The organism is Streptomyces hokutonensis (assembly GCF_000376565.1).
Taxonomy (GTDB): domain Bacteria; phylum Actinomycetota; class Actinomycetes; order Streptomycetales; family Streptomycetaceae; genus Streptomyces; species Streptomyces hokutonensis.
Genome location: NZ_BARG01000061.1, coordinates 135,878 through 155,970 on the forward strand (window position 1 = coordinate 135,878; position 20,093 = coordinate 155,970).

A 20,093-nucleotide genomic window follows, 5' to 3' on the forward strand; every position below is an offset into this window, starting at 1 on the left:
GACCCCGACCCCACCACCGCCCGTGGGCGAAAACCCAGCACCCCCCACCGCGCGGTACCTTCATCGCGACGCCGATGAGGAGAGTGAACGTACGTGAGTAAGTTCGTGCGGCCCGCTGCCGAGGGTGCCGACCCGTTCGGGACCGCCCGTCTGCGGCGTGGGGTGCTCGACGCCTGGGCGACCAGCCCGGCCCGCTTCCGGGAGGACGCCAACGCCGAGGAGGACCTCGTCCTCGGCGGCTACCGCGACCGCCTCGTCGTAGAGCTCGCGCAGAACGCCGCCGACGCCGCCGCCCGCGCAGGCGTCGCCGGCCGCCTCCGGCTGACCCTCCGCGACGGCGTCCTGTGCGCCGCCAACACCGGCGCCCCCCTCGACGCGGCCGGCGTCGAATCGCTCTCCACCCTCCGCGCCTCCGCGAAACGCGACGCGGGCGACAGCGCCGTGGGCCGGTTCGGCGTCGGCTTCGCCGCCGTCGTCGCCGTGACCGACGAACCCGCCCTCGTGGGACGCCACGGCGGTGTCCGCTGGTCCCTCGCCGAGGCCCGCGAACTCGCCGACGAGACCGCCCGCCACAGCCCGGGCCTCGGCACCGAGATCCGCCGCCGGGACGGCCACATCCCCCTCCTCCGCCTCCCGTTCGCGGCTGTCGGCAGCGCCCCCGACTCCTACGACACGGTCGTCATCCTCCCGCTGCGCGACACCGCCGCCGAGGACCTGGCCGAGCGCCTCCTGAACGCCGTGGACGACGCCCTGCTGCTCGCCCTGCCGGGCCTGGTGGAGGTCGTGATCGAGGTCGGGGACCAGGCCCCGCGCAGCCTCACGCGCCGCACGGTCGGCGCCGACACCGTCGTCGACGACAGCCGCGACGGAACCACCCGCTGGCGTACGGCCGACGCGCACGGCGACCTCGCCAAGGAACTCCTCGCCGACCGCCCCGTGGAGGAGCGGCTGCGGCCCCACTGGTCCGTCACCTGGGCCGTCCCCGTCGACGCCGACGGCACCCCGGCCCGCCCCCGCACCAGCCCCGTCGTGCACGCGCCCACGCCCAGCGACGAGCCCCTCGGCGTCCCCGCGCTGCTCATCGCCTCCCTCCCGCTCGACACCACCCGCCGCCACGCCGCCCCCGGTCCGCTGACCGACTTCGTCGTGGAGCGCGCGGCCGACGCCTACGTCGAACTCCTCGCCGCCTGGCGCCCGGTGACCGCCGGCATCATCGACCTCGTGCCCGGCCCGCTGGGCAAGGGCGAGCTGGACGGCACCCTCCGCCAGGCCATCCTGGACCGCCTGCCCCGCACCGCCTTCCTGCCGCCCGCGGTCGAACCCCCCACCGGCGACACGGAGTTGCCCGAGTCGCTACGGCCCCGGGACGCCGAGGTCGTCGAGGGCGCGGGCACCGACACCGTGCGCGTCCTCGCCGAGGTGCTCCCCACCCTCCTCCCCGCCGGCCTCGAACGCCGCGTGGAACTACGGACGTTGGGCGCGGCCCGAGTCCCCCTCACCGACGCGATCGACCGCCTGGCGGGCCTGGAGAAGGCCCCCGACTGGTGGCGCCGGCTCTACGACAGCCTCGCGGGCGTAGACCCCGACCGCCTCTCCGGCCTGCCGGTACCGCTCGCCGACGGGCGTACGACCATCGGCCCCCGGCAGGTCCTCCTCCCCACCCCCGACTCCGCACACGTAGAACCCGAAGTCCTCGCCCGCCTCGGCCTCAAGGTCGCCCACCCGGACGCAGCGCACCCCCTCCTGGAGAAGCTCGGAGCCCTGCCCGCGACCCCGCGCGCGGTCCTCACGACACCCCAGGTACGGGCCGCCGTGGCCGCCTCCCTCGACGACGAGGGCGGCGCCGTGTGGGACGAACCCACCCCGGACGCCGAGGAGTTGGCCGACACGGTGCTCGCCCTGGTCCGGGACGCGGGCCTGGAACCCGGCGACGAACCCTGGCTCGGCGCGCTCGCCCTCCCCGACGAGGAGGGCGAACTGGCGCCCGCGGGCGAACTCGTCCTCCCCGGCAGCCCGTTCGCCCAGGTGATGCGCGAGGACGAACTGGCCTTCGTAGACTCCGAGTTGGCGGACCGCTGGGGCGAACAGCCCCTGGCCGCCTGCGGAGTCCTCGCCACCTTCGCCCTCGTCCGCGCCACCGACGTGGTCCTCGACCCGGACGAACTGGAGCCCCGAGACAGCGACTTCGCGGAACCGGACGACCCCGGCCTGCTGGACTCGGTGGACGTGTGGTCGGAGGACGTCCTCGACCGCTTCCCCGACACCCCCGTCCCGCCCGTGGCCACCGAACTCGTCGCGGTCCGCGACCTGGACCTCGTCGACGACGACCGCTGGCCCCAGGCCCTCGCCCTCCTCGCCCAGCCGCCCCTCCGCGACGCGATCACCCAACAGGTCCGCATCCTGCTCCCCGACGGCTCCTACGAGGTCGTACGGCCCTACACGGCCTGGTGGCTGCGCGGCCACCCGGTGCTCGACGGCCGCCGCCCGGCCGGCCTGCTGGCGTCCGGCGGCGACCCGCTCCTGCGGGGCCTCTACGACGAGGCCGACGCGACGGGCTTCGACGACGAACAGGTACTCCGCGCACTCGGCGTCCGCACCTCGGTCGCCGCCCTCCTCGACGAGCCCGGCGGCGCCGCCGAACTCCTCGACCGCCTCGCCGACCCGGACCGCGAGGTCACCGGCGCCCAACTCCACGCCCTGTACGGTGCGTTGGCCGACCTGGACCCCGAACAGGTCACCCTGCCGGACGACTTGAGGGCGGTCGTCGACGGCGAGGTGACGGTCGTGGACGCGGCGGACGCGGTGGTCGTCGACTCACCCGACCTGCTCCCCTTCACGGCGGGCATCCCCCTCCTCCCCGTACGCCCGTCCCGGGCAGCCGAGCTGGCCGAGCTCTTCCAGGTACGGCGCCTCAGCGAGTCGGTAACGGGCTCCGTGGATTCGGAGGGCACCGAACACGACGTACCGGACTCCGTCCGCGTCCTCCTCGGCCCCCTCACCCCCACGACCTACGTCGAACACGAGGAACTCGTCGTCGACGGCGTGGAGATCGACTGGCGCCGCACCCGCGACGGCGTCCTCCACGCCTCCACCCTGGAAGGCGTAGCCGCCGGCCTCGCCTGGGCGGCGGGCCAGTGGTTCCGACGCTTCGAGGTGGCCGCGCTGCTGGAGGACCCGTCCCGGACGGAGGAGTTGGAGCGCGACCGCTGGTTCGACTGAGCGGGGGCGTGATCTTCACGGACCTCGCGGAAATCTTCCACGAGTCGTACAACCATTCCCTTTCGTCGCAGGTCAGATCTCCTGGGCCAACTGGCTCCACGATCACTTCTGTAACTGGGGAATCCATGCGCATTCGTGCCACCCTCGGCGTCGTCACCGGCGCCCTGGCCCTCTCGGTCCTCGCCGTCCCTGCCGCGCAGGCGGACGAGGTCCAGGGGGACACCACGATCTCGGGCGTCGTGGTGAACGGCGGGAAGGCGGTCGTCGTCGGCGCGACCGCCAAGAAGACCATCACTGTCAGCTTCACCGTGAAGGACGCCTCGGGCGTCGGCTGGGCGCAGGCCATCCTGTACCACGGTTCCGACATCGAGTCCTCCGACACCGGTGCCGTCGCCACCAGCAGCAACCACCGCTCCACCTGCACCGCGGTCAACGCCACGACGTCGACCTGCAAGGCGACCTACAACCTCGAGCCGGGCGCCGAGGTGTTCAACTTCGCGGCCGGTGGCTGGAAGGTCTGGGCGATAGCCACGGGCAAGGACAACGACTACGTCCAGAAGGACAACGCGAAGGGCTTCCAGGTCCAGCGTCTGTCGAAGCTCACGGCCAACGCCGCCCCGGAGCCCGTGAAGAAGGGCAAGACCATCACGGTCACCGGCAAGCTGACCCGCGCGAACTGGGACGCCGGCACGTACTCCGGTTACTCGACCCAGCCGGTCAAGCTCCAGTTCCGCAAGAAGGGCGCCAGCACCTACACCACGGTCAAGACCATCAAGACCAGCTCGACCGGCGCCCTGAAGACCACCGTCAAGGCGACCGTCGACGGCTACTTCCGCTACAGCTTCGCGGGCACCTCGACCACCCCGGCCGTCAACGCCGCCGGTGACTTCGTCGATGTGAAGTAGTTCAGGGCGCGATGACGGAGTCTCCGCACTTCACCACGGGTTCGTAATACCCGTACAAAGTCTCGATCCGCCGTACAACCAGCCCCACCCGTCACGGATCAGATCTTGTGAGCCAACAGGCTCCGCCATCACTTGGGCCCCGGCGCCGACGACGAGCCGTACGGAACGACCACCGCGCCGGGGCCCCCTTTCTCCACTTGGGGAACGCATGCGCATACGCGCCACCGTGGCCGCCGTCTCCGGCGCCCTGGTCCTCTCCGCCTTCGCCGTACCGGCCGCACAGGCCGCCGACGCCACCTCCGGCCGGACCGCGCTCACCTCCGCGACCGCCGACGGCACCGCGTCCGCCGCCGCCACGCTCAACGTCACCTTCTCGAAGTTCAAGGTGAACAACGGCAAGGCCGTCGTGGTCGGTGCCAACACGAAGGTCGCCGTCCCGGTCACCTACACCCTGACCCACGCCGCGAGCCTCGACGTCAGCGAGGACAACTTCGCGAGCGGCCCGTTCATCTACCTCGGCGCCTCGGCGAGCAGCCCGACCAAGCGGATCATCAGCGACGACCCGGGCACCTGCACCGCCGCCTCGACGACCGTCCTGAACTGCAAGGCCACGCTCTACGTCCGCTCGACCGGGACCGCCCTGAAGAACGCCAACGCCGTCACCTGGAAGGCGGGCGGCCTCGCCATCGTCGCCAACGGCGACGAGAAGATCCAGGGCGACATGGGCAACGTCCCGGTCCGCCGCGCCGCCCAGCTCACGGCCGACGCCACCCCGGAGCCGGTCAAGAAGGGCAAGACCATCACGGTCACGGGCAAGCTGTCCCGCGCCAACTGGGAGACCCACAAGAACGCGGGCTACGCCGGCCAGTCGGTGAAGCTCCAGTTCCGCAAGAACGGCTCCAGCACGTACACCACGGTCAAGACCATCAAGACCAGCTCGACCGGCGCTCTGAAGACCACCGTCACGGCGACCGTCGACGGCTATTTCCGCTACAGCTTCGCGGGCACGGCCAGCACCGCGGCGGTCAACGCCACGGGTGACTTCGTCGACGTGAAGTAGCAGCGGGTCGTCGTTCGACTGCGGGTGAGTGGGGGCTGGTCGCGCCCACGCGGCGGAGCCGCAATTAGACACAGCCCCGCGCCCCTAAAGACAGCTGCCGCGCCCCTGCTTCAGGGGCGCGGTCGCTGCTTTCTAAGCCGGCCCCCGCCGATCCACCACCCGCCACACCCCCTCCAGCAAGACCCCCGCCACCCCGGCGATCCCCACCGCGACCCACGGCATGGTCACTCCCACCAGCTTCAACGCGAAGAAGTGCTGGAGCCAGGGCACGATCAGGACGACCACGAACGCCGCCCCCATCGACGCCACCAGGGTGACCCGCCACCACGTGTACGGCCGGGCGATGATCGCCAGCACCCACATGGAGATCAGGAACAACGTCAGGGTCGCCGCACTGGTCTCCGCCCCCAACGACCCCTTCCCCGTGTAGTAGTGACGGGCGATCAGATAGGTCACGAAGGTCGCCGCCCCGGCGATCACCCCACCGGGGATCGAGTACCGCATCACCCGCCGCACGAAGTGGGGTTGCGCCCGCTCCGTGTTGGGCGCGAGGGCGAGGAAGAACGCGGGGACGCCGATCGTCAGCGTCGAGAGCAGCGTCAAGTGCCGTGGCAGGAAGGGGTATTCGACCCGCCAGCACACCACGAGCACCGCCAGCAGCACCGAGTAGACGGTCTTCACCAGGAACAGCGTCGCCACCCGGGTGATGTTCCCGATGACCCGCCGCCCCTCGGCGACGACCGAAGGCAGCGTCGCGAAGCTGTTGTTGAGCAGCACGATCTGGGCGACGGCCCGGGTGGCCTCGGACCCGGAGCCCATGGACACCCCGATGTCGGCGTCCTTGAGGGCGAGTACGTCGTTGACGCCGTCCCCGGTCATCGCGACCGTGTGCCCGCGGGACTGCAACGCCCCCACCATGTCCCGCTTCTGCTGCGGGGTGACCCGCCCGAACACCGTGCCCTCGTCGAGGGACTTCGCCATCTCCCCCTGATCCGAGGGCAGTTGACGGGCGTCCATGACCTGCCCGGTGAGCCCCAGTTTCCCGGCCACCGCGCCGACGGACACCGCGTTGTCCCCGGAGATGACCTTGGCGTGGACGTCCTGCTCGGCGAAGTAGCGCAGCGTCTCCGCCGCGTCGGGCCGCAACCGTTGCTCCAGGACGACGAGCGCGGTCGGCCGGGCGCCCCGCGCCACCTCGGGATCGTCCAGCTCGCCGGCGACCCGGGCCAGCAGCAGCACCCGTAGCCCCTGCTCGTTGAGCCGCCCCGTCTCGGCCAGCGCGGGATCGTCCGCACCCAACAACACGTCCGGCGCCCCGAGCAGCCACGTGCTGGACTCCCCGTCGCCCTCGCTGAAGGACGCCCCGCTGTACTTGCGGGCGGACGAGAACGGCAGCGACTCGACGCACCGCCACTCCTCGCTGTCCGGGTAGGCGGCGATGATCGCCTGCAAGGACGCGTTCGGCCGCGGGTCCGACTCACCGAGCGCGCCGAGGACTTTGCGTACGTACGTTTCATCGGCCCCACCGAGCGGACGCAGCTCGGTGACGTCCATGCCGCCCTCGGTGAGCGTGCCCGTCTTGTCGAGGCAGACCGTGTCGACGCGGGCGAGGCCCTCGATCGCCGGAAGCTCCTGGACGAGGCACTGTTTCCGGCCAAGCCGGATGACGCCGATCGCGAAGGCCACCGAAGTGAGGAGGACGAGCCCTTCCGGGACCATCGGCACGATCCCGCCGACCGTCCGCGCGATCGAGTCCTTGAACCCGTGCTGTTTGACGACGAGTTGGCTGATGACCAGGCCGATCGCGGTCGGGATCATCATCCACGTCACGTACTTGAGGATCGTGGAGATACCGGTCCGCAGCTCGGAGTGGACGAGCGTGAACCGCGAGGCCTCTTCGGCGAGTTGGGCGGCGTAGGCCTCACGCCCCACCTTCGTAGCCTCGAACGCGCCACCGCCGGCCACGACGAAGCTGCCCGACATCACCTGGTCCCCGGGCCGCTTGACGACCGGATCCGCCTCGCCGGTGAGCAGCGACTCGTCGATCTCCAGGCCGTCGGCCTCGACGCACTCCCCGTCGACCACGACCTTGTCCCCGGGCCCGATCTCGATGAGATCCCCGAGCACGATCTCGGAGGTGCTCACCGCCACCGCGGCCCCGTCCCGCCGTACCGTCGGCTTCGCCTCGCCGATCACCGCGAGGGAGTCGAGGGTCTGCTTCGCCCGCCACTCCTGGATGATCCCGATCCCGGTGTTGGCGAGGATCACGTACCCGAACAGGCTGTCCTGCAAGGGCGCGACGAACAGCATGATCAGCCAGAGCACACCGATGATCGCGTTGAACCGGGTGAAGACGTTGGCGCGCACGATCTCGCCGAGGGACCGGCTGCTGCGTACCGGGACGTCGTTGACCTCCCCGCGCGCCACCCGCTCGGCGACCTCGGCGGTGCTGAGTCCATGGGCCCGCCGTGCCGGGACGGGCACGGGGTGCACCGGGTCGAGTTCGGCGCCCGCGTCGGTGTGCGTCATGCATTCGACGGTACGTGCGGATTTACGGCTTCACCCGCCGAGTGCCCGGAAGATCCGACCAGGGGAGGACGGCGGGCGGGGCGGAGTGATGCCGTGGTTGTAGAGGAGTGTCCTTACTCGGCAGCAGCCGCCGCGGAGTCCTCCGCCGCGCGCTTGAGCGCCGCGTCCCGCCCCCGGACGTACCAGATGCCGATCAGCCCGAGCCCGGCCCCGGCCAGGCAGGTCCACAGCCACCACAGATGGCCGTGGTCGTCGAACCAGCCGTAGAACGGGAGCTGTACCAGGAAGAGGACGAACCAGAGGATCGTGCCGCCGATGATGGTCGGGACGATCGGGCCCTCCAGGGGCTCCGGTGCCTCGTGTGTCGGTGTCCACTTCGCCATGCCCACAGCTTACGAGGCGACACAAGGCGCCCGAATGCACGCGTGGTCTACGCGCGGAGATAGCGCCTGACGTCTTCATATGTTCATACTGAAACGGTTTCCGTCTGTCCACTTCTGCTCGTAGGAACATCCAATGCAGACCGCCCTCGACCGCTACTTCAAGATCTCCGAACGGGGCAGCAGCCTCCCCCGAGAGATCCGGGGCGGGTTCGCCACCTTCTTCGCGATGGCGTACATCATCGTGCTGAACCCGATCATCCTCGGCAGCGCGAAGGACATGTACGGGCACCACCTCGACAACGGCCAGCTGGTCACCGCCACCGCCGTCACGGCCGCGTTCACCACCCTCCTCATGGGTGTCATCGGCAACGTCCCGATCGCGCTGGCCGCCGGACTCGGCGTGAACTCCGTCGTCGCCCTCCAGCTCGCGCCCCGCATGACGTGGCCGGACGCGATGGGCATGGTCGTGCTGGCCGGCCTGGTCGTGATGCTGCTGGTCGCCACCGGGCTGCGCGAGCGCGTCATGAACGCGGTGCCCTACGGCCTGCGCAAGGCGATCTCGATCGGTATCGGCCTGTTCATCATGCTGATCGGGCTCGTGGACTCCGGGTTCATCTCCCGCATCCCGGACGCCGCCCAGACCACCGTCCCGCTCCAGCTCGGCGCCGACGGTCACCTCAACGGCTGGCCGGTGCTGATCTTCATCCTCGGCGTGCTGCTCACGCTCGGGCTGATCGTCCGCAAGGTGTCCGGCGCGATCCTGATCTCGATCGTCACGATGACCGTCCTCGCGGTGATCGTGAACGCGGTCGCGACGATCCCCTCCTGGGGCCTGACCACCCCGAAGTGGCCCGGAAACCCGGTCGCCACCCCGGACTTCGGCCTGATCGGCAAGTTCAGCCTGTTCGGCGGCTTCTCCAAGGTCGGCGTGCTGACCGGTGTCCTCTTCGTCTTCACGGTCCTGCTGTCGTGCTTCTTCGACGCGATGGGCACGATCATGGGCATCAGCGACGAGGCGAAGCTGACCGACGGCGAGGGCAACATGCCCGGCATCAACAAGGTCCTCTTCGTCGACGGCATCGCGGTCGCGGCCGGCGGCGCCAGCTCCTCCTCTGCCACCACCTGCTTCGTGGAGTCCACGGCCGGTGTCGGCGAGGGCGCCCGCACCGGCTTCGCGAACGTCGTCACGGGCGCCCTCTTCGCCGTGGCGCTGTTCCTCACGCCCATCGCCACGATGGTCCCCTCCCAGGCGGCCACCCCGGCCCTGCTCGCGGTGGGCTTCCTGATCCTGGCGGGCTCCGTCAAGGAGATCGACTGGGCCGACTACACGATCGCGATCCCGGCCTTCATCACGATGGTGATGATGCCGTTCACCTACTCGATCACCAACGGCATCGGCATGGGCTTCATCACCTTCGTGGTGCTGCGCCTGGTGGCGGGCCGGGGCCGGGAGGTCCCGGCGCCGATGTACGTCGTGGCGGCCGTGTTCGGCTTCTACTACCTGATGCCGGCCCTGGGCCTGACGTAAGGTCCAGGGCCGGCCGGCTCAGGAGACGAAGTCGCTCTTGTAGAACACGCTGGCGTCCAGGGTGTCCGGATCCCCGCTGGTCTTCGACGAGAAGCCGAAGGCCAGCCGGGGCGCCCCGGAGACCAGCCAGATCGCCGCGCCCTGGGGTTCGCGCCCCGGCAGGGAGGCACCCGCGGTGGTCTCGAACTTGTCGTAGTACGAGCCGCCGGTGTCGTTCAGGTCGAGCGTGACCAGGTACGAGGGGCCGCCGGGGCCGCCGTAGAGGAGATAGGCGTACTGCCCGCACAGGGTGATGCCCTGGAACAGGTCGGCGGCGGTGAGACCGAGCTCGTCGTTGTTGGGGATGGCCCGCTCGACGAGCCGGTAGCCGTCGCTCAGGCGTCCGGCGACGGCGTCCGCCATGTCGAAGACGACCAGGCGCCACACCCGGGAGGCGGAGTCGCTGGTCGCGTAGCGGATCAGCAGCCGGTTCGTGTACGGGTCGATCGCGGGCCGGGGCAGTTTGACGAAGCTGGAGATGGTCGGCGTGCGGTCGTAGATCGAGGAGGCGCCGGACTCCAGGGTCAGTCCGTCGCCGAACCGGAAGCGGGACAGCTTCTCGCCCGCTCCGTTGTCGTCGGAGTCGCTGCCCTCGATCCACAGGTAGGGCACATTGCCCGCACCCATCGGCTCGACGCCCATCGAGGAGCCGTGGCCGAACCCGTGCAGAGCCATCGTGCCGAGCACGTTCCCCGAGAGGTCGGTCTGCGAGATCCACAGGTCGCCGTTGTGCCCGGCGCTGTCGCCGATGCGGTGCTGGGCGAAGTAGACGCGGTCGTTGACGTTGTCGAAGGCGAAGGACTGCATCGCCCAGTACGGCTGGTGGAGAGTGGCCCGCCAGATCGGGTTGCCGCCGCTGCCGGACAGCGAGAAGTGTTTCGAGGCCGCCACGGAGGCCTCGGCCGTGCCCGCCGCCAGCAGCGGCGCCGCCGTGCCGACCACGGCCGCACCGGCGATCCCGGCTCCGCCCCGCAGGATCTGGCGTCTGTTCGGCCCCCGCCGGTCTCTTCCGGATGTCCCGTCGATCATGGGTCACAACCCCCCCAGCTACGGCCGGGCCGGTGCCCGGCATGGAGGATCTACCTTATGTTTAACGGGAGTTGACGTCGCGCCGTTTCCGTCAGGTACGGCCGTAGAACTTCTCGGTCTCCTCCACGGCGGTCTGGAACCGCTCGTCGAAGTCGTCCCGGATGAGCGTCTGGACCACATAGTCCTGGACGCTCATTCCCCGTTTCGCCGCATGGTGCCGGAGCCGCTCGAGCAGCTCCCCGTCTATCCGCAGGCTGAGCACACTGGTCCCCATACAGACGAGGGTCCGGGGCGGCTCCGGCCACCGTGTCACGTTCCGCTCCCGGATCACTCATATGGGTGACGGAAGGGTTCAGTGGCCAGGGTCACGGGCATCTCGGCGTGTCGCATCGCATTCGGTTGGTCTTTAGCGAGAGTAATGAGTTACGCTAAAGAACATGCCGGACCTTACCCATGGCGACGACGCTGCCGCCGTGAACTCCCTGCGCTCAGCCGTGATGCGGTTGTCCCGTCGACTCAAGCACCAGCGGGTCGACGAGTCACTGAGCCCCACCGAGATGTCGGTGCTGGGCACTCTGTCCAACTGCGGCAGCGCGACCCCTGGCGAGCTCGCTCGCAAGGAGCATGTGCAGCCGCCCTCGATGACCCGCATCGTCGCGCTGCTCGAAGCCAAGGGGCTGGTGCAGCTGGAGCCGCACCCCGAGGACCGGCGCCAGAAGGTCGTCACCAAGACCCCCCAGGCCGAGGCGATGCTCGAAGAGAGCCGCCGCAAGCGCAACGCGTTCCTGGCCGGCCTGGTCGACGGCCTCGACGAGGACGAGTGGGCGAAGATCGTCGCCGCCGCCCCCGTACTGGAGAAACTCGCACACCTGTAACCGCTCTATGTAGGAGGCGACCTTTTGAGTTCGGGACCCGGAGCAGACTCCGCCCCCGCGCCAGCCACCCCCGACTCCCCGCCCGCACCCCCAGGCAAGTCCTCCAAGTCCTCGATGTTCAGCTCGCTGAGGATCCGGAACTACCGCCTCTTCTTCATCGGCCAGGTCGTCTCCAACACCGGCACCTGGATGCAGCGCATCGCCCAGGACTGGCTGGTCCTCAGCCTCACCGGCTCCTCCGCCGCCGTGGGCATCACGACCGCCCTGCAGTTCCTGCCGATGCTCCTCTTCGGGCTCTACGGCGGTGTCCTCGTCGACCGGCTGCCCAAGCGCCCCACCCTCCTCGTCACGCAGTCCGCGATGGCCCTCACCGGTCTCGCCCTCGCCTTCCTCACGATCTCCGGACACGTCCAGGTCTGGCACGTCTACGTCGCCGCCTTCGCCGTCGGCCTCGCCACGGTCGTCGACAACCCGGCCCGCCAGTCCTTCGTCTCCGAGATGGTCGGCCCCGAGCAGCTGCAGAACGCGGTCAGCCTCAACTCGGCGAACTTCCAGTCCGCCCGCCTGGTCGGCCCCGCCGTCGCGGGCGTCCTGATCACCGGCGTCGGCACCGGCTGGGCGTTCCTCTTCAACGGCCTGTCCTTCGTCGCCCCCCTGGCCAGCCTGCTGCTCATGCGGGGCCGCGACCTGAAGGCCGTACAGCGCGCCCCGCGCGGCAAGGGCCAGCTCCGCGAGGGCCTGCACTACGTCGCCGGCCGCCCCGACCTGATCTGGCCGATCGTCCTCGTCGGCTTCATCGGCACCTTCGGCTTCAACTTCCCGGTGTGGCTGTCCGCCTACGCCGACGACATCTTCCACGCGGGCGCCGGCGCCTACAGCCTCTTCAACACCCTCATGGCGGTCGGCTCCCTGGTCGGCGCCCTGCTCGCCGCCCGCCGCGGCACCACCCGTCTCCGCGTCCTGATCGCGGCGGCGGCGGCCTTCGGCCTGCTGGAGATCGTGGCCGCGGTGGCCCCCTCCTACTGGCTGTTCGCCCTGCTCATGGTCCCGATCGGCATCGCGGGACTGACCGTCAACGTCACGGCCAACACCGCCGTCCAGATGGGCACCGACCCGGCCATGCGCGGCCGGGTCATGGCCCTGTTCATGATGGTCTTCATGGGCGGTACGCCGGTGGGCGCACCGATCGTCGGCTGGATCACGGACGCCTACGGACCCCGCGTGAGCTTCGCGCTCGGCGGTGTCATCGCGGCCCTGGCCGCCGCCACGATCGGCCTGGTCCTGGCCCGCATCGGCGACCTGCGCCTGTCCGTCGGCTGGAACCACGGCCACCCGAGCGTGGCCTTCGTCCCGAGAGACCGGGAGCAACTGACCGCGGCGGCATGACACTTGGGGCAGGTGCTACACCCTCCGGGCCAGCACCTGCCCCGGCCAGTCGTTCTCACCGACGACGAACGCCTCCGTCGCGGTGAACCCGTTGGCCTCGTAGTAGGCGACGAGCTTGCGGTCGTCCCCCGCGTAACAGTCCACCCGCAGCAGCGAGATCCCGGCCTCCCGGGTCACCTCCGCCGCGTGCGCGAGCAGCGCGCTGCCGACGCCGTACCCCTTGAACCGGCGGTCGGAGGCCAGCAGATGCACATACCGCTCGGGCTCGTCGACGCCTTCGACGTACGACCCGGGGGAGTCGGTGAGGGTGAGCGTGCCGGCGGGCACACCGTCCACCTCGGCGACGAACGGCGACCCCTCCGCCACATACCGCTCCACCATCGCCACGGCCTTCGGATTCTCCGACCACGGCGTAGTGCCCCACTGCCCGGTCCGCCCCTGCGCGGCGAGCCACGCCACCGCGCTGTCGAACATGCCGAGTATCGCGGGGATGTCGCCGGTCCCGCCGTCCCTGATGGTGATCTCCCGGTTCGTCGTCATGCAGGCAGGCTAGGTGACCGCTCTCATCCGCTCCAGAGTGAGTCGGAAGGCGGTCGGGGCGACCTTCAGGGGCCCGCCGGACGGGTAGTCGAACTCAGTTCGGGCCCCCCGGCGGTCGCCGCCTCGTTCACCCTCTCCCGCCGCGCGTCCCCGAGCTGGGCCACGGCCTCCAACGCCCCCTGGTACCGGGCCTGATCGGCACCGGTCACCGGCTGCTGGGTGTTGACGCTCTCCCTGATCTCGGTGAACTGCCGCCACGCGCCGGGGTCGTCCCGCTGCTCGCCCGGCAGCGGCCACTCCATGTGGATCACCGTGCGGGTGTACTGCTCGGCCGGCGCGCCGAGCCGCCCCCGGTCGGGCTGCGGGAGCGTCCGGCTGTACCAGGCGATCTGCAGCAGCGCGTTCGTCTCCGTGTACGTGTTCTCGTGGGCCCGCGACCGGGCGTCCCACACCCCCACGACGACCATCGCCAGTACGACGGCGTAGACCACCCCGACCTGCGCGTACACGAACCCGAGGACGTCGTTGTTCGGTTTCCGTCCGGCGAGCGGCACCGCGCGGGAGACGGCCGGCAGCAGCCCCGCGGCGGCGGCCGACCCGGCCAGGAGCGGCACGATTCCGAGCACCGGCATCTGGACGGTCCCCCCGGTCGACGGCGCGTACCTCCATCGTGGGGGACGCTGGCCGGGTGATCCGTTCCCTGGAAGGGTGACGCCATGAGACTCTTCGCGGCGCTGTTGCCACCAGAGCGTGTGCTGGCCGAACTCGGGGCGGTCGTCGACGAGTTGAGGCAGCTGCCGGACGCGGACACGCTCCGCTGGACGGGCCGCCCGGGCTGGCACTTCACCCTTGCCTTCTACGGCGAGGTCGACGAGGACGTCGTACCCGAACTGTCGGCCCGGCTGGAGCGCGCGGCGCGGCGGACCGAGCCGTTCGGGCTGGCCGTGCGCGGGGGCGGGCAGTTCGGGCAGGGGCGGGCCCTGTGGGCCGGGGCGGAGGGGGACCTCGCGGCCCTGCGGCTGCTGGCGGACCGCTGCGAGGCGGCGGCGCGGAAGGCGGGCGTGGAGATGGGAGACCACCGGCGCTACCGCGCCCACCTCACCCTGGCCCGCAGCCGGGACGCGGTGGACGTACGGCCGTACCTCGACCGCCTCGACGACTTCGCGGGCCGGCGGTGGACGGTGGACGAACTGGCGCTTGTCCGGAGCAACCTGCCGAGGTCGGGTGTTCCGGGGGAGCAGCCCCGGTACGAGGCGGTCGCCCGCTGGGCGCTGGGGGCGGGCGGTTAGGCTCGGGTACGTGGACCCGAAATTCCGGAACCGGATCATGGCCGGTGTGCTTGTGCTGTTGTTCGTTGTGGTTGGGCTTGCGGCGGCGCTTGGTAAGTGAGGAACGGGGAACTGCGGGTCGTTTTTCGGCTGCGGGCCGGATGTGGCCGGCCGCGCAGTTCCCCGCGCCCCTGAAAGAAGGGGCGTTTGCCCTTACGGCGTTTACCAGGCGAAGGCCTCGGGGGAGGGCCCCGGACCCGGGAAGATCTCATCCAGCGAGGTCAGAAGCTCCTCGCTCAGTTCGAGCTCTACGGCCCTCAGCGCGGACTCCAGTTGCTCGGCCGTGCGCGGGCCGACGATCGGGCCGGTGACGCCGGGGCGGGTGAGGAGCCAGGCCAGGGCCGCCTCTCCGGGCTCGATGCCATGCTTGTCGAGGAGGTCCTCGTAGGCCTGGATCTGGGCGCGTGAGGCCGGGTTGGCGAGGGTGTCCGCGGCCCGGCCGCTCGCCCGGCGGCCGCCCGAGATCTCCTTCTTGATGACCCCGCCCAGCAGCCCGCCCTGGAGCGGTGACCAGGGGATGACCCCGAGGCCGTACTCCTGCGCGGCCGGGATGACCTCCATCTCGGCGCGGCGCTCGGCGAGGTTGTAGAGGCACTGCTCGCTGACGAGCCCGATGGTGCCGCCGCGGCGCGCGGCGATCTCGTTGGCCTGGGCGATCTTGTAACCGGGGAAGTTCGAGGAACCGACGTAGAGGATCTTGCCCTGCTGGATCAGGGTGTCGATCGCCTGCCAGATCTCCTCGAAGGGGGTGGCGCGGTCGATGTGGTGGAACTGGTAGACGTCGATGTAGTCCGTCTGCAGCCGCTTGAGGCTGGCGTCCACGGCGCGCCGGATGTTCACGGCGGAGAGCTTGTCGTGGTTGGGCCAGGCGTCGCCGTCGGCGGCCATGTTGCCGTAGACCTTGGTGGCGAGGACCGTCTTGTCGCGGTGGTCGGGGCTCTTGGCGAACCAGTTGCCGATGATCTCCTCGGTGCGCCCCTTGTTCTCACCCCACCCGTACACATTGGCGGTGTCGAAGAAGTTGATACCGGCGTCCAGCGCCGCGTCCATGATCGCGTGACTGTCCGCCTCGTCGGTCTGCGGACCGAAGTTCATCGTCCCGAGGACGAGCCGGCTGACCTTGAGACCTGTGCGTCCGAGCTGCGTGTACTTCATGAGTACTTAGCCAACGACTTCGAGTGCGCTCGATGCAAGGGGAATCAGTCGCGGGGGAAGTCGGCGGTGGCGAGGGTGAGGCCGACCACGGTGTCGGTGAGATCCATGTCGTCCCCGAACGCCACCTTCGTCTCGGTCGCGTAGTCGTCGCCCTTGGGGTGGGTGTGGATGTGGCAGCGGCCCTGGTAGGGGTCGGCGATGACGTAGACCGGGACTTCGGCGAGGGCGTACGCGGCCTTCTTCGGACCGTAGTCGTTGGCGGCGGTGCCCTTGGAGATGACCTCGGCGACGAACTCGACGTCCTGATGCCGCCAACGGCCTTCGGCTGTCTTCTGGGCGCCGTCGCGCAACTTCGCGACGTCGGGGCAGAAGCCATTGAGATGACCGGGGAAGTCGATACGCACGTCGGAGAAGACCTTCGCATCCATACCGAACGTGTCGTCCAGCGCCCGCACGATCCTGCGGATGATCTCCCAGTGGGTGGCCTCCTGTGGTGACATGGCGATGACCCCTTCGACGATCTCGACCTTGTAGCCCTCGGGGACAGGCATGCCCTCAAGACGCTCGAACAGGGCATCAAGGCTGGTCATCATGGTGCTCCTCCCCGGCTGCCCGTCGTTCAGGTGCTGCCGCGCGGTACAACGACGTCCGCCGTGACCGCGATACGCGCCGATCAAGCCATCGACCGCCGTAATTCGGTTGTCGCCCCCGACCTCCACCCCCGACCCTGCTTCTCGTGACCCACCCCCCGGACACGGACACCTACTTCATCTGCGCCACCCCCCGAACCGGCAGTTCCCTCCTCCTCGGCCTGCTCGACTCCACCGGAGTCGCCGGCCACCCCCAGGCCTACTTCCGGTCGCCGGACGAGGTGGCGTGGGCCGAGCGCTGGGGAGTCGCGCACACCCCCCAACACGTCCTGGACTACGGCGACTTCGTGCGGGCCGCGCTCGCGGCCGGGCGGACCGGCAACGGGGTCTTCGGGGCCAAGCTCATGTGGGGGACGCACGCCGAACTCACAACTCGGCTCGCTCGCCTGCACCCTGATCTCACCGGGGACGAACTAGGCTTGCTGGAGCGGGAGTTCGGGACGCGGATCCGGTTCGGGCAGCTGCGCCGGGACGACGTACTCGCGCAGGCCGTGTCATGGCTGCGCGCCGAGCAGACCGGTGTCTGGTTCATCGGCGGGAAGGGCGAGATCGGCGGAGGCAGGGCAACCCCCGCCGGCGGTCGGCCGGTCTACGACCGCGACGCCATCGCCCGCACCCTGCGGACGATCGAGGAGCACAACGCCGGCTGGGAGCGGTGGTTCGAGGGCCACGGCATCGAGCCGTACCGCATCCGCTACGAAGACCTCTCCGCCGAGCCGGAAGCCGTCACCCTCCGCCTCCTCGACCATCTCGGTCTCGCGCTGGCCGCCGGAGGCCGCGTCACCCCCAGTCATCAGCGCCAGGCCGACCGCCTCAACGAGGAGTGGGCCGACCGGTACCGGCTGCGGCCCCCTGGCGTCTGATCGTCGGGTGCGGTGGACGAGGTGTCCGAGCCGTCCTCGTCGTACTCCCCGCCCAAGCCCCACGCCTGGTGCATCGCCCCCGCGAACGCCCCCGCGATCCGGTGCTCGCCGGAGGCGTTCGGGTGGGTGCCGTCGTAGGTGTCGTGGTTGATGTCGTACGACTCCGGGAGGGAGGCCAGGAGGATCGGGGACCGCGGGTCGTCGAGGTCGGCGACCGCCTTGGCCTGGAGTTCGTTGAAGAGGGTGACCTCGGCGGCGAAGGGGGCGTCCGTCTGGGCGCGGACGTTCGGGATGACCGGGAGGAAGACCATGCGGACGGAGGGCCTCGCGGCGCGGGCCTCGGCCACGAAGGACCGGACGTTCTCCGCCGTCTGGGTCGCGTTCGTGTAGAAGCCCAGGTCGATCAGGCCGAGGGAGACCAGCAGCACGTCCGCCCGGTGCGCGCGGACCGCCTCGCCGATGAGCGGGGCCATGTGCAGCCAGCCCTCGCCCCACCCGGCGAGGTGGAAGTGCGGGAAGCCGGGGTCGGCGTACTCGTACGACGTGGGTGTGTCCGTCGCCTTGTCGTACAGCGTCTCGCGCGGGCCGACCACGGCGAACGGGCCGCCGTAGGTCGCGCGCAGGTGCTGCCAGATCCGGTAGCGCCATGTGTGTTCGCCCGCGCTCCCGATCGTCATGGAGTCGCCTACGGGCATGAACCTGAGCATCCGCTCATGATGGACGATCAGTGGCCGATCGCTGGAGCCGGTGGGGTGTGAGGCCTGCCACGATGGCAGGCTTGGGGGCATGCGTCGCTTCCTCGCGTTCCTCGGCGCCGGCTTTCTCGTCGGCGCGCTCGCCCTGCCCGCAGCTGCCGCCGACGGTGACGGCAAGGGCGACAAGGGGTTCACGATCACCGACTCCCGGATCACCGAGTCCAGCGGGCTCGCCGCCTCGCACCTCCACCCCGGCATCTACTGGACGCACAACGACAGCAACGACGGCCCGTACATCTACGCCGTCGACAGCGGCACCGGCAAGACGGTCGCCACCGTCACCTTCAGCGGAGTCGGCAAGCCGCGTGACGTCGAGGCCATCTCCATCGGGCCGGACAACCAGATCTACGTCGGCGACATCGGCGACAACCTCGACGGGACCTGGGCCTACGTCTGGATCTACAAGCTGCCCGAGCCGAAGGTGCTCAAGGACCAGACGATCCGGGCCACGCAGTACGTCGTGAAGTACTCGGACGGGGCACGCAACGCCGAATCGCTGGTCGTGCATCCCAAGACCGGGCGCGTCTACATCATCGACAAGAAGGAGGACGGCGGGCATCTCTTCGAGGGCCCGGCCAAGCTCTCCTCCTCCGGCACCAACTACTTCAAGCCCATCGCCTCCGTCGACCTCTGGGCCACCGACGCCGCCTTCTCCCCCAACGGCCAACAGCTCGCCGTACGCGGCTACTTCGGCGGTATCTACTACGACTGGAACGGCGGCAGGATCAAGCGCAAGGGGCGTCTCGACGTGCCCTTGCAGGGGCAGGGGGAGTCCGTCAGCTACTCCGCCGACGGGACCAAGCTGATGTACGGCAGCGAGGGCACCGACAGCCCGGTGCAGGCCGAGGACGCGCCCGACGGAGCCTCGTCCGCGTCCAAGTCCCCCTCGGAGGGCGGCAGTTCGGCGAGCGGCGACGACGGGGGCAGTAGCTCGGGGAAGAACCTGAAGGTGGGCGCCGTCGCCGTCCTGATCGTCTTCGGAGCCGTGATCGGGCTGCGGAGACTCACCCGCCGCAACTGAACTCTCGGTTCCCGCCCCGCTGTTGGACCAGGACCTCGAGCCCGTCCAGGATGCGGCCCAGTCCGAACTCGAAGTGGTCGAAGCCGACGGTGAAGGTGTCGGGGGAGAGGGAGGCGAGGGTCGGGTAGGCGCCGGTGGCCATGGCCTTCTCCAGGGAAGGGACCTGGGCGCCGTAGAACTCCGCGTCGGTCAGGCCGGTGGAGCGGGCCGCCTCCTCCTGGTGGACCTGGGTGCGGGCGGCGCCGACGACGTAGCCGTCGATCATGACGACCGTCGAGACGAGTTCCGGGTCGGTCAGGCCCATCGGGCGGATGCGGCCGAGCAGGTGCTCCAGGGTGGCGAGGGCGCGCGGGCCGAGCAGCGGGCGGGACTGGTTGACGCGCAGCAGCCAGGGGTGGCGGCGGTGGACGGCGAGCGCGTCGCGGGCGGCTGTCTCCAGGGCGGCGCGCCAACCGGCGGCGGTGGCTTGGGTGTTGGGCCGGTCCGGGAAGCGGACGCGGTCCAGCATCAGGTCGAGGAGTTCGGCCTTCCCGGGGACGTACCGGTACAGCGACATCGCGCCCGTGCCCAGGTCGGTGGCCACCCGCCGCATGGAGACCGCGTCGAGCCCCTCCTCGTCCGCGATGCGGATGGCCGCGTCCACGATCCGGTCGACGCTCAGGCCCGGCTTCGGGCCGCGGCTGGGGCGGGGGCCGGTGTCCCACAGCAGTTCGAGGGTGCGGCCGATGTCACCGCTGCCGCTGGATTCCTGACCGCCGCTCGCCGGCCTGCTCGTCATGGGGGGAGTCTAGGTCCGCAGCGAAAACCGAGTACACCGTACGCACCATC

General features: G+C 70.2%; 19 protein-coding genes. 9 read left to right on the forward strand and 10 right to left on the reverse strand.

Annotated features, from left to right (window positions below; translation table 11 throughout):
- The first annotated feature begins 93 nt into the window (after positions 1-93).
- The 3 genes from SSP08S_RS36135 (at position 94) to SSP08S_RS36145 (ending at position 5,184) form a co-directional block, all read left to right on the forward strand.
- Positions 94-3,219 carry a sacsin N-terminal ATP-binding-like domain-containing protein gene (locus SSP08S_RS36135; protein ID WP_019072521.1) on the forward strand — a complete coding sequence of 1,042 codons (3,126 nt, stop codon included), beginning with the start codon at positions 94-96 and terminating at the stop codon, positions 3,217-3,219.
- Positions 3,220-3,344: 125 nt separating this feature from the next.
- Positions 3,345-4,124, forward strand: coding sequence for a hypothetical protein (locus SSP08S_RS36140; protein WP_019072522.1), 780 nt, complete (start codon positions 3,345-3,347; stop codon positions 4,122-4,124).
- Between the two features lie 208 nt (positions 4,125-4,332).
- A complete protein-coding gene (locus SSP08S_RS36145) occupies positions 4,333-5,184 on the forward strand; it encodes a hypothetical protein (protein ID WP_019072523.1) in 852 nt (283 codons plus the stop codon).
- Positions 5,185-5,316: 132 nt separating this feature from the next.
- Here the strand turns inward: SSP08S_RS36145 and SSP08S_RS36150 are convergent, their stop codons facing one another.
- A complete protein-coding gene (locus SSP08S_RS36150) occupies positions 5,317-7,713 on the reverse strand; it encodes a cation-translocating P-type ATPase (protein ID WP_019072524.1) in 2,397 nt (798 codons plus the stop codon).
- A 113-nt stretch (positions 7,714-7,826) separates the two neighbouring features.
- Complete coding sequence (locus SSP08S_RS36155; RefSeq protein WP_019072525.1) at positions 7,827-8,096, reverse strand: DUF2530 domain-containing protein; 270 nt, start codon at positions 8,094-8,096, stop codon at positions 7,827-7,829.
- Between the two features lie 133 nt (positions 8,097-8,229).
- Here SSP08S_RS36155 and SSP08S_RS36160 point away from each other — a divergent pair, with 133 nt between their 5' ends.
- Entirely contained in the window at positions 8,230-9,624 is a 1,395-nt protein-coding gene (locus tag SSP08S_RS36160; RefSeq protein ID WP_019072526.1) for an NCS2 family permease, read from the forward strand.
- 18 nt (positions 9,625-9,642) lie between these two features.
- On the opposite strand, the gene SSP08S_RS36165 is transcribed toward SSP08S_RS36160, so the two are convergent.
- Both SSP08S_RS36165 and SSP08S_RS36170 read right to left on the reverse strand, forming a co-directional pair.
- Positions 9,643-10,692 carry a phage baseplate protein gene (locus tag SSP08S_RS36165; RefSeq protein ID WP_245608025.1) on the reverse strand — a complete coding sequence of 350 codons (1,050 nt, stop codon included), beginning with the start codon at positions 10,690-10,692 and terminating at the stop codon, positions 9,643-9,645.
- Positions 10,693-10,783: 91 nt separating this feature from the next.
- Positions 10,784-10,966 carry a ribbon-helix-helix protein, CopG family gene (locus SSP08S_RS36170; protein ID WP_019072528.1) on the reverse strand — a complete coding sequence of 61 codons (183 nt, stop codon included), beginning with the start codon at positions 10,964-10,966 and terminating at the stop codon, positions 10,784-10,786.
- Positions 10,967-11,129: 163 nt separating this feature from the next.
- Here SSP08S_RS36170 and SSP08S_RS36175 point away from each other — a divergent pair, with 163 nt between their 5' ends.
- Positions 11,130-11,567, forward strand: a complete 438-nt coding sequence (locus tag SSP08S_RS36175; protein ID WP_019072529.1) for a MarR family winged helix-turn-helix transcriptional regulator — start codon at positions 11,130-11,132, stop codon at positions 11,565-11,567.
- 114 nt (positions 11,568-11,681) lie between these two features.
- A complete protein-coding gene (locus SSP08S_RS36180) occupies positions 11,682-12,953 on the forward strand; it encodes an MFS transporter (RefSeq protein WP_019072530.1) in 1,272 nt (423 codons plus the stop codon).
- A 15-nt stretch (positions 12,954-12,968) separates the two neighbouring features.
- On the opposite strand, the gene SSP08S_RS36185 is transcribed toward SSP08S_RS36180, so the two are convergent.
- The gene (locus SSP08S_RS36185; RefSeq protein ID WP_019072531.1) at positions 12,969-13,493 is read right to left on the reverse strand and encodes a GNAT family N-acetyltransferase; all 525 of its coding nucleotides are present in this window, start codon (positions 13,491-13,493) and stop codon (positions 12,969-12,971) included.
- Between the two features lie 65 nt (positions 13,494-13,558).
- On the reverse strand, positions 13,559-14,125 hold the full coding sequence (locus SSP08S_RS58400; protein WP_019072532.1) for a bestrophin-like domain: 567 nt from the start codon (positions 14,123-14,125) through the stop codon (positions 13,559-13,561).
- Between the two features lie 84 nt (positions 14,126-14,209).
- Between SSP08S_RS58400 and thpR the strand changes: the two genes are divergently transcribed.
- A complete protein-coding gene (gene thpR, locus SSP08S_RS36195; RefSeq protein WP_026179135.1) occupies positions 14,210-14,782 on the forward strand; it encodes an RNA 2',3'-cyclic phosphodiesterase in 573 nt (190 codons plus the stop codon).
- A gap of 201 nt (positions 14,783-14,983) precedes the next feature.
- On the opposite strand, the gene SSP08S_RS36200 is transcribed toward thpR, so the two are convergent.
- Both SSP08S_RS36200 and SSP08S_RS36205 read right to left on the reverse strand, forming a co-directional pair.
- Entirely contained in the window at positions 14,984-15,976 is a 993-nt protein-coding gene (locus SSP08S_RS36200; protein WP_019072534.1) for an aldo/keto reductase, read from the reverse strand.
- 44 nt (positions 15,977-16,020) lie between these two features.
- Positions 16,021-16,566, reverse strand: a complete 546-nt coding sequence (locus SSP08S_RS36205; protein WP_019072535.1) for a Uma2 family endonuclease — start codon at positions 16,564-16,566, stop codon at positions 16,021-16,023.
- Between the two features lie 146 nt (positions 16,567-16,712).
- On the opposite strand from SSP08S_RS36205, the gene SSP08S_RS56555 reads away from it, so the two are divergent.
- Positions 16,713-17,489, forward strand: a complete 777-nt coding sequence (locus tag SSP08S_RS56555) for a Stf0 family sulfotransferase (protein WP_019072536.1) — start codon at positions 16,713-16,715, stop codon at positions 17,487-17,489.
- Here the strand turns inward: SSP08S_RS56555 and SSP08S_RS36215 are convergent.
- Positions 17,420-18,196 (reverse strand): SGNH/GDSL hydrolase family protein, encoded by a 777-nt coding sequence (locus SSP08S_RS36215; protein ID WP_019072537.1) that lies wholly within the window; start codon positions 18,194-18,196, stop codon positions 17,420-17,422. The genes SSP08S_RS56555 and SSP08S_RS36215 overlap by 70 nt on opposite strands.
- 79 nt (positions 18,197-18,275) lie before the next feature.
- On the opposite strand from SSP08S_RS36215, the gene SSP08S_RS36220 reads away from it, so the two are divergent.
- Positions 18,276-19,265 carry a hypothetical protein gene (locus SSP08S_RS36220; RefSeq protein ID WP_019072538.1) on the forward strand — a complete coding sequence of 330 codons (990 nt, stop codon included), beginning with the start codon at positions 18,276-18,278 and terminating at the stop codon, positions 19,263-19,265.
- Here the strand turns inward: SSP08S_RS36220 and SSP08S_RS36225 are convergent.
- Positions 19,249-20,043, reverse strand: coding sequence for a TetR/AcrR family transcriptional regulator (locus SSP08S_RS36225; protein ID WP_019072539.1), 795 nt, complete (start codon positions 20,041-20,043; stop codon positions 19,249-19,251). The two genes, SSP08S_RS36220 and SSP08S_RS36225, sit on opposite strands and share 17 nt — an antisense overlap.
- Positions 20,044-20,093 lie beyond the last annotated feature (50 nt).

Bases quoted from the DNA above. Each gene is read 5' to 3' on its own strand.
- SSP08S_RS36140 (WP_019072522.1), top strand. From the start codon at position 3,345: ATGCGCATTCGTGCCACCCTCGGCGTCGTCACCGGCGCCCTGGCCCTC.
- SSP08S_RS36145 (WP_019072523.1), top strand. From the start codon at position 4,333: ATGCGCATACGCGCCACCGTGGCCGCCGTCTCCGGCGCCCTGGTCCTC.
- SSP08S_RS36150 (WP_019072524.1), bottom strand. From the start codon at position 7,713: ATGACGCACACCGACGCGGGCGCCGAACTCGACCCGGTGCACCCCGTG.
- SSP08S_RS36155 (WP_019072525.1), bottom strand. From the start codon at position 8,096: ATGGCGAAGTGGACACCGACACACGAGGCACCGGAGCCCCTGGAGGGC.
- SSP08S_RS36160 (WP_019072526.1), top strand. From the start codon at position 8,230: ATGCAGACCGCCCTCGACCGCTACTTCAAGATCTCCGAACGGGGCAGC.
- SSP08S_RS36165 (WP_245608025.1), bottom strand. From the start codon at position 10,692: ATGATCGACGGGACATCCGGAAGAGACCGGCGGGGGCCGAACAGACGC.
- SSP08S_RS36170 (WP_019072528.1), bottom strand. From the start codon at position 10,966: ATGGGGACCAGTGTGCTCAGCCTGCGGATAGACGGGGAGCTGCTCGAG.
- SSP08S_RS36175 (WP_019072529.1), top strand. From the start codon at position 11,130: ATGCCGGACCTTACCCATGGCGACGACGCTGCCGCCGTGAACTCCCTG.
- SSP08S_RS36180 (WP_019072530.1), top strand. From the start codon at position 11,682: ATGTTCAGCTCGCTGAGGATCCGGAACTACCGCCTCTTCTTCATCGGC.
- SSP08S_RS36185 (WP_019072531.1), bottom strand. From the start codon at position 13,493: ATGACGACGAACCGGGAGATCACCATCAGGGACGGCGGGACCGGCGAC.
- SSP08S_RS58400 (WP_019072532.1), bottom strand. From the start codon at position 14,125: ATGCCGGTGCTCGGAATCGTGCCGCTCCTGGCCGGGTCGGCCGCCGCC.
- thpR (WP_026179135.1), top strand. From the start codon at position 14,210: ATGAGACTCTTCGCGGCGCTGTTGCCACCAGAGCGTGTGCTGGCCGAA.
- SSP08S_RS36200 (WP_019072534.1), bottom strand. From the start codon at position 15,976: ATGAAGTACACGCAGCTCGGACGCACAGGTCTCAAGGTCAGCCGGCTC.
- SSP08S_RS36205 (WP_019072535.1), bottom strand. From the start codon at position 16,566: ATGACCAGCCTTGATGCCCTGTTCGAGCGTCTTGAGGGCATGCCTGTC.
- SSP08S_RS36215 (WP_019072537.1), bottom strand. From the start codon at position 18,196: ATGCTCAGGTTCATGCCCGTAGGCGACTCCATGACGATCGGGAGCGCG.
- SSP08S_RS36220 (WP_019072538.1), top strand. From the start codon at position 18,276: ATGCGTCGCTTCCTCGCGTTCCTCGGCGCCGGCTTTCTCGTCGGCGCG.
- SSP08S_RS36225 (WP_019072539.1), bottom strand. From the start codon at position 20,043: ATGACGAGCAGGCCGGCGAGCGGCGGTCAGGAATCCAGCGGCAGCGGT.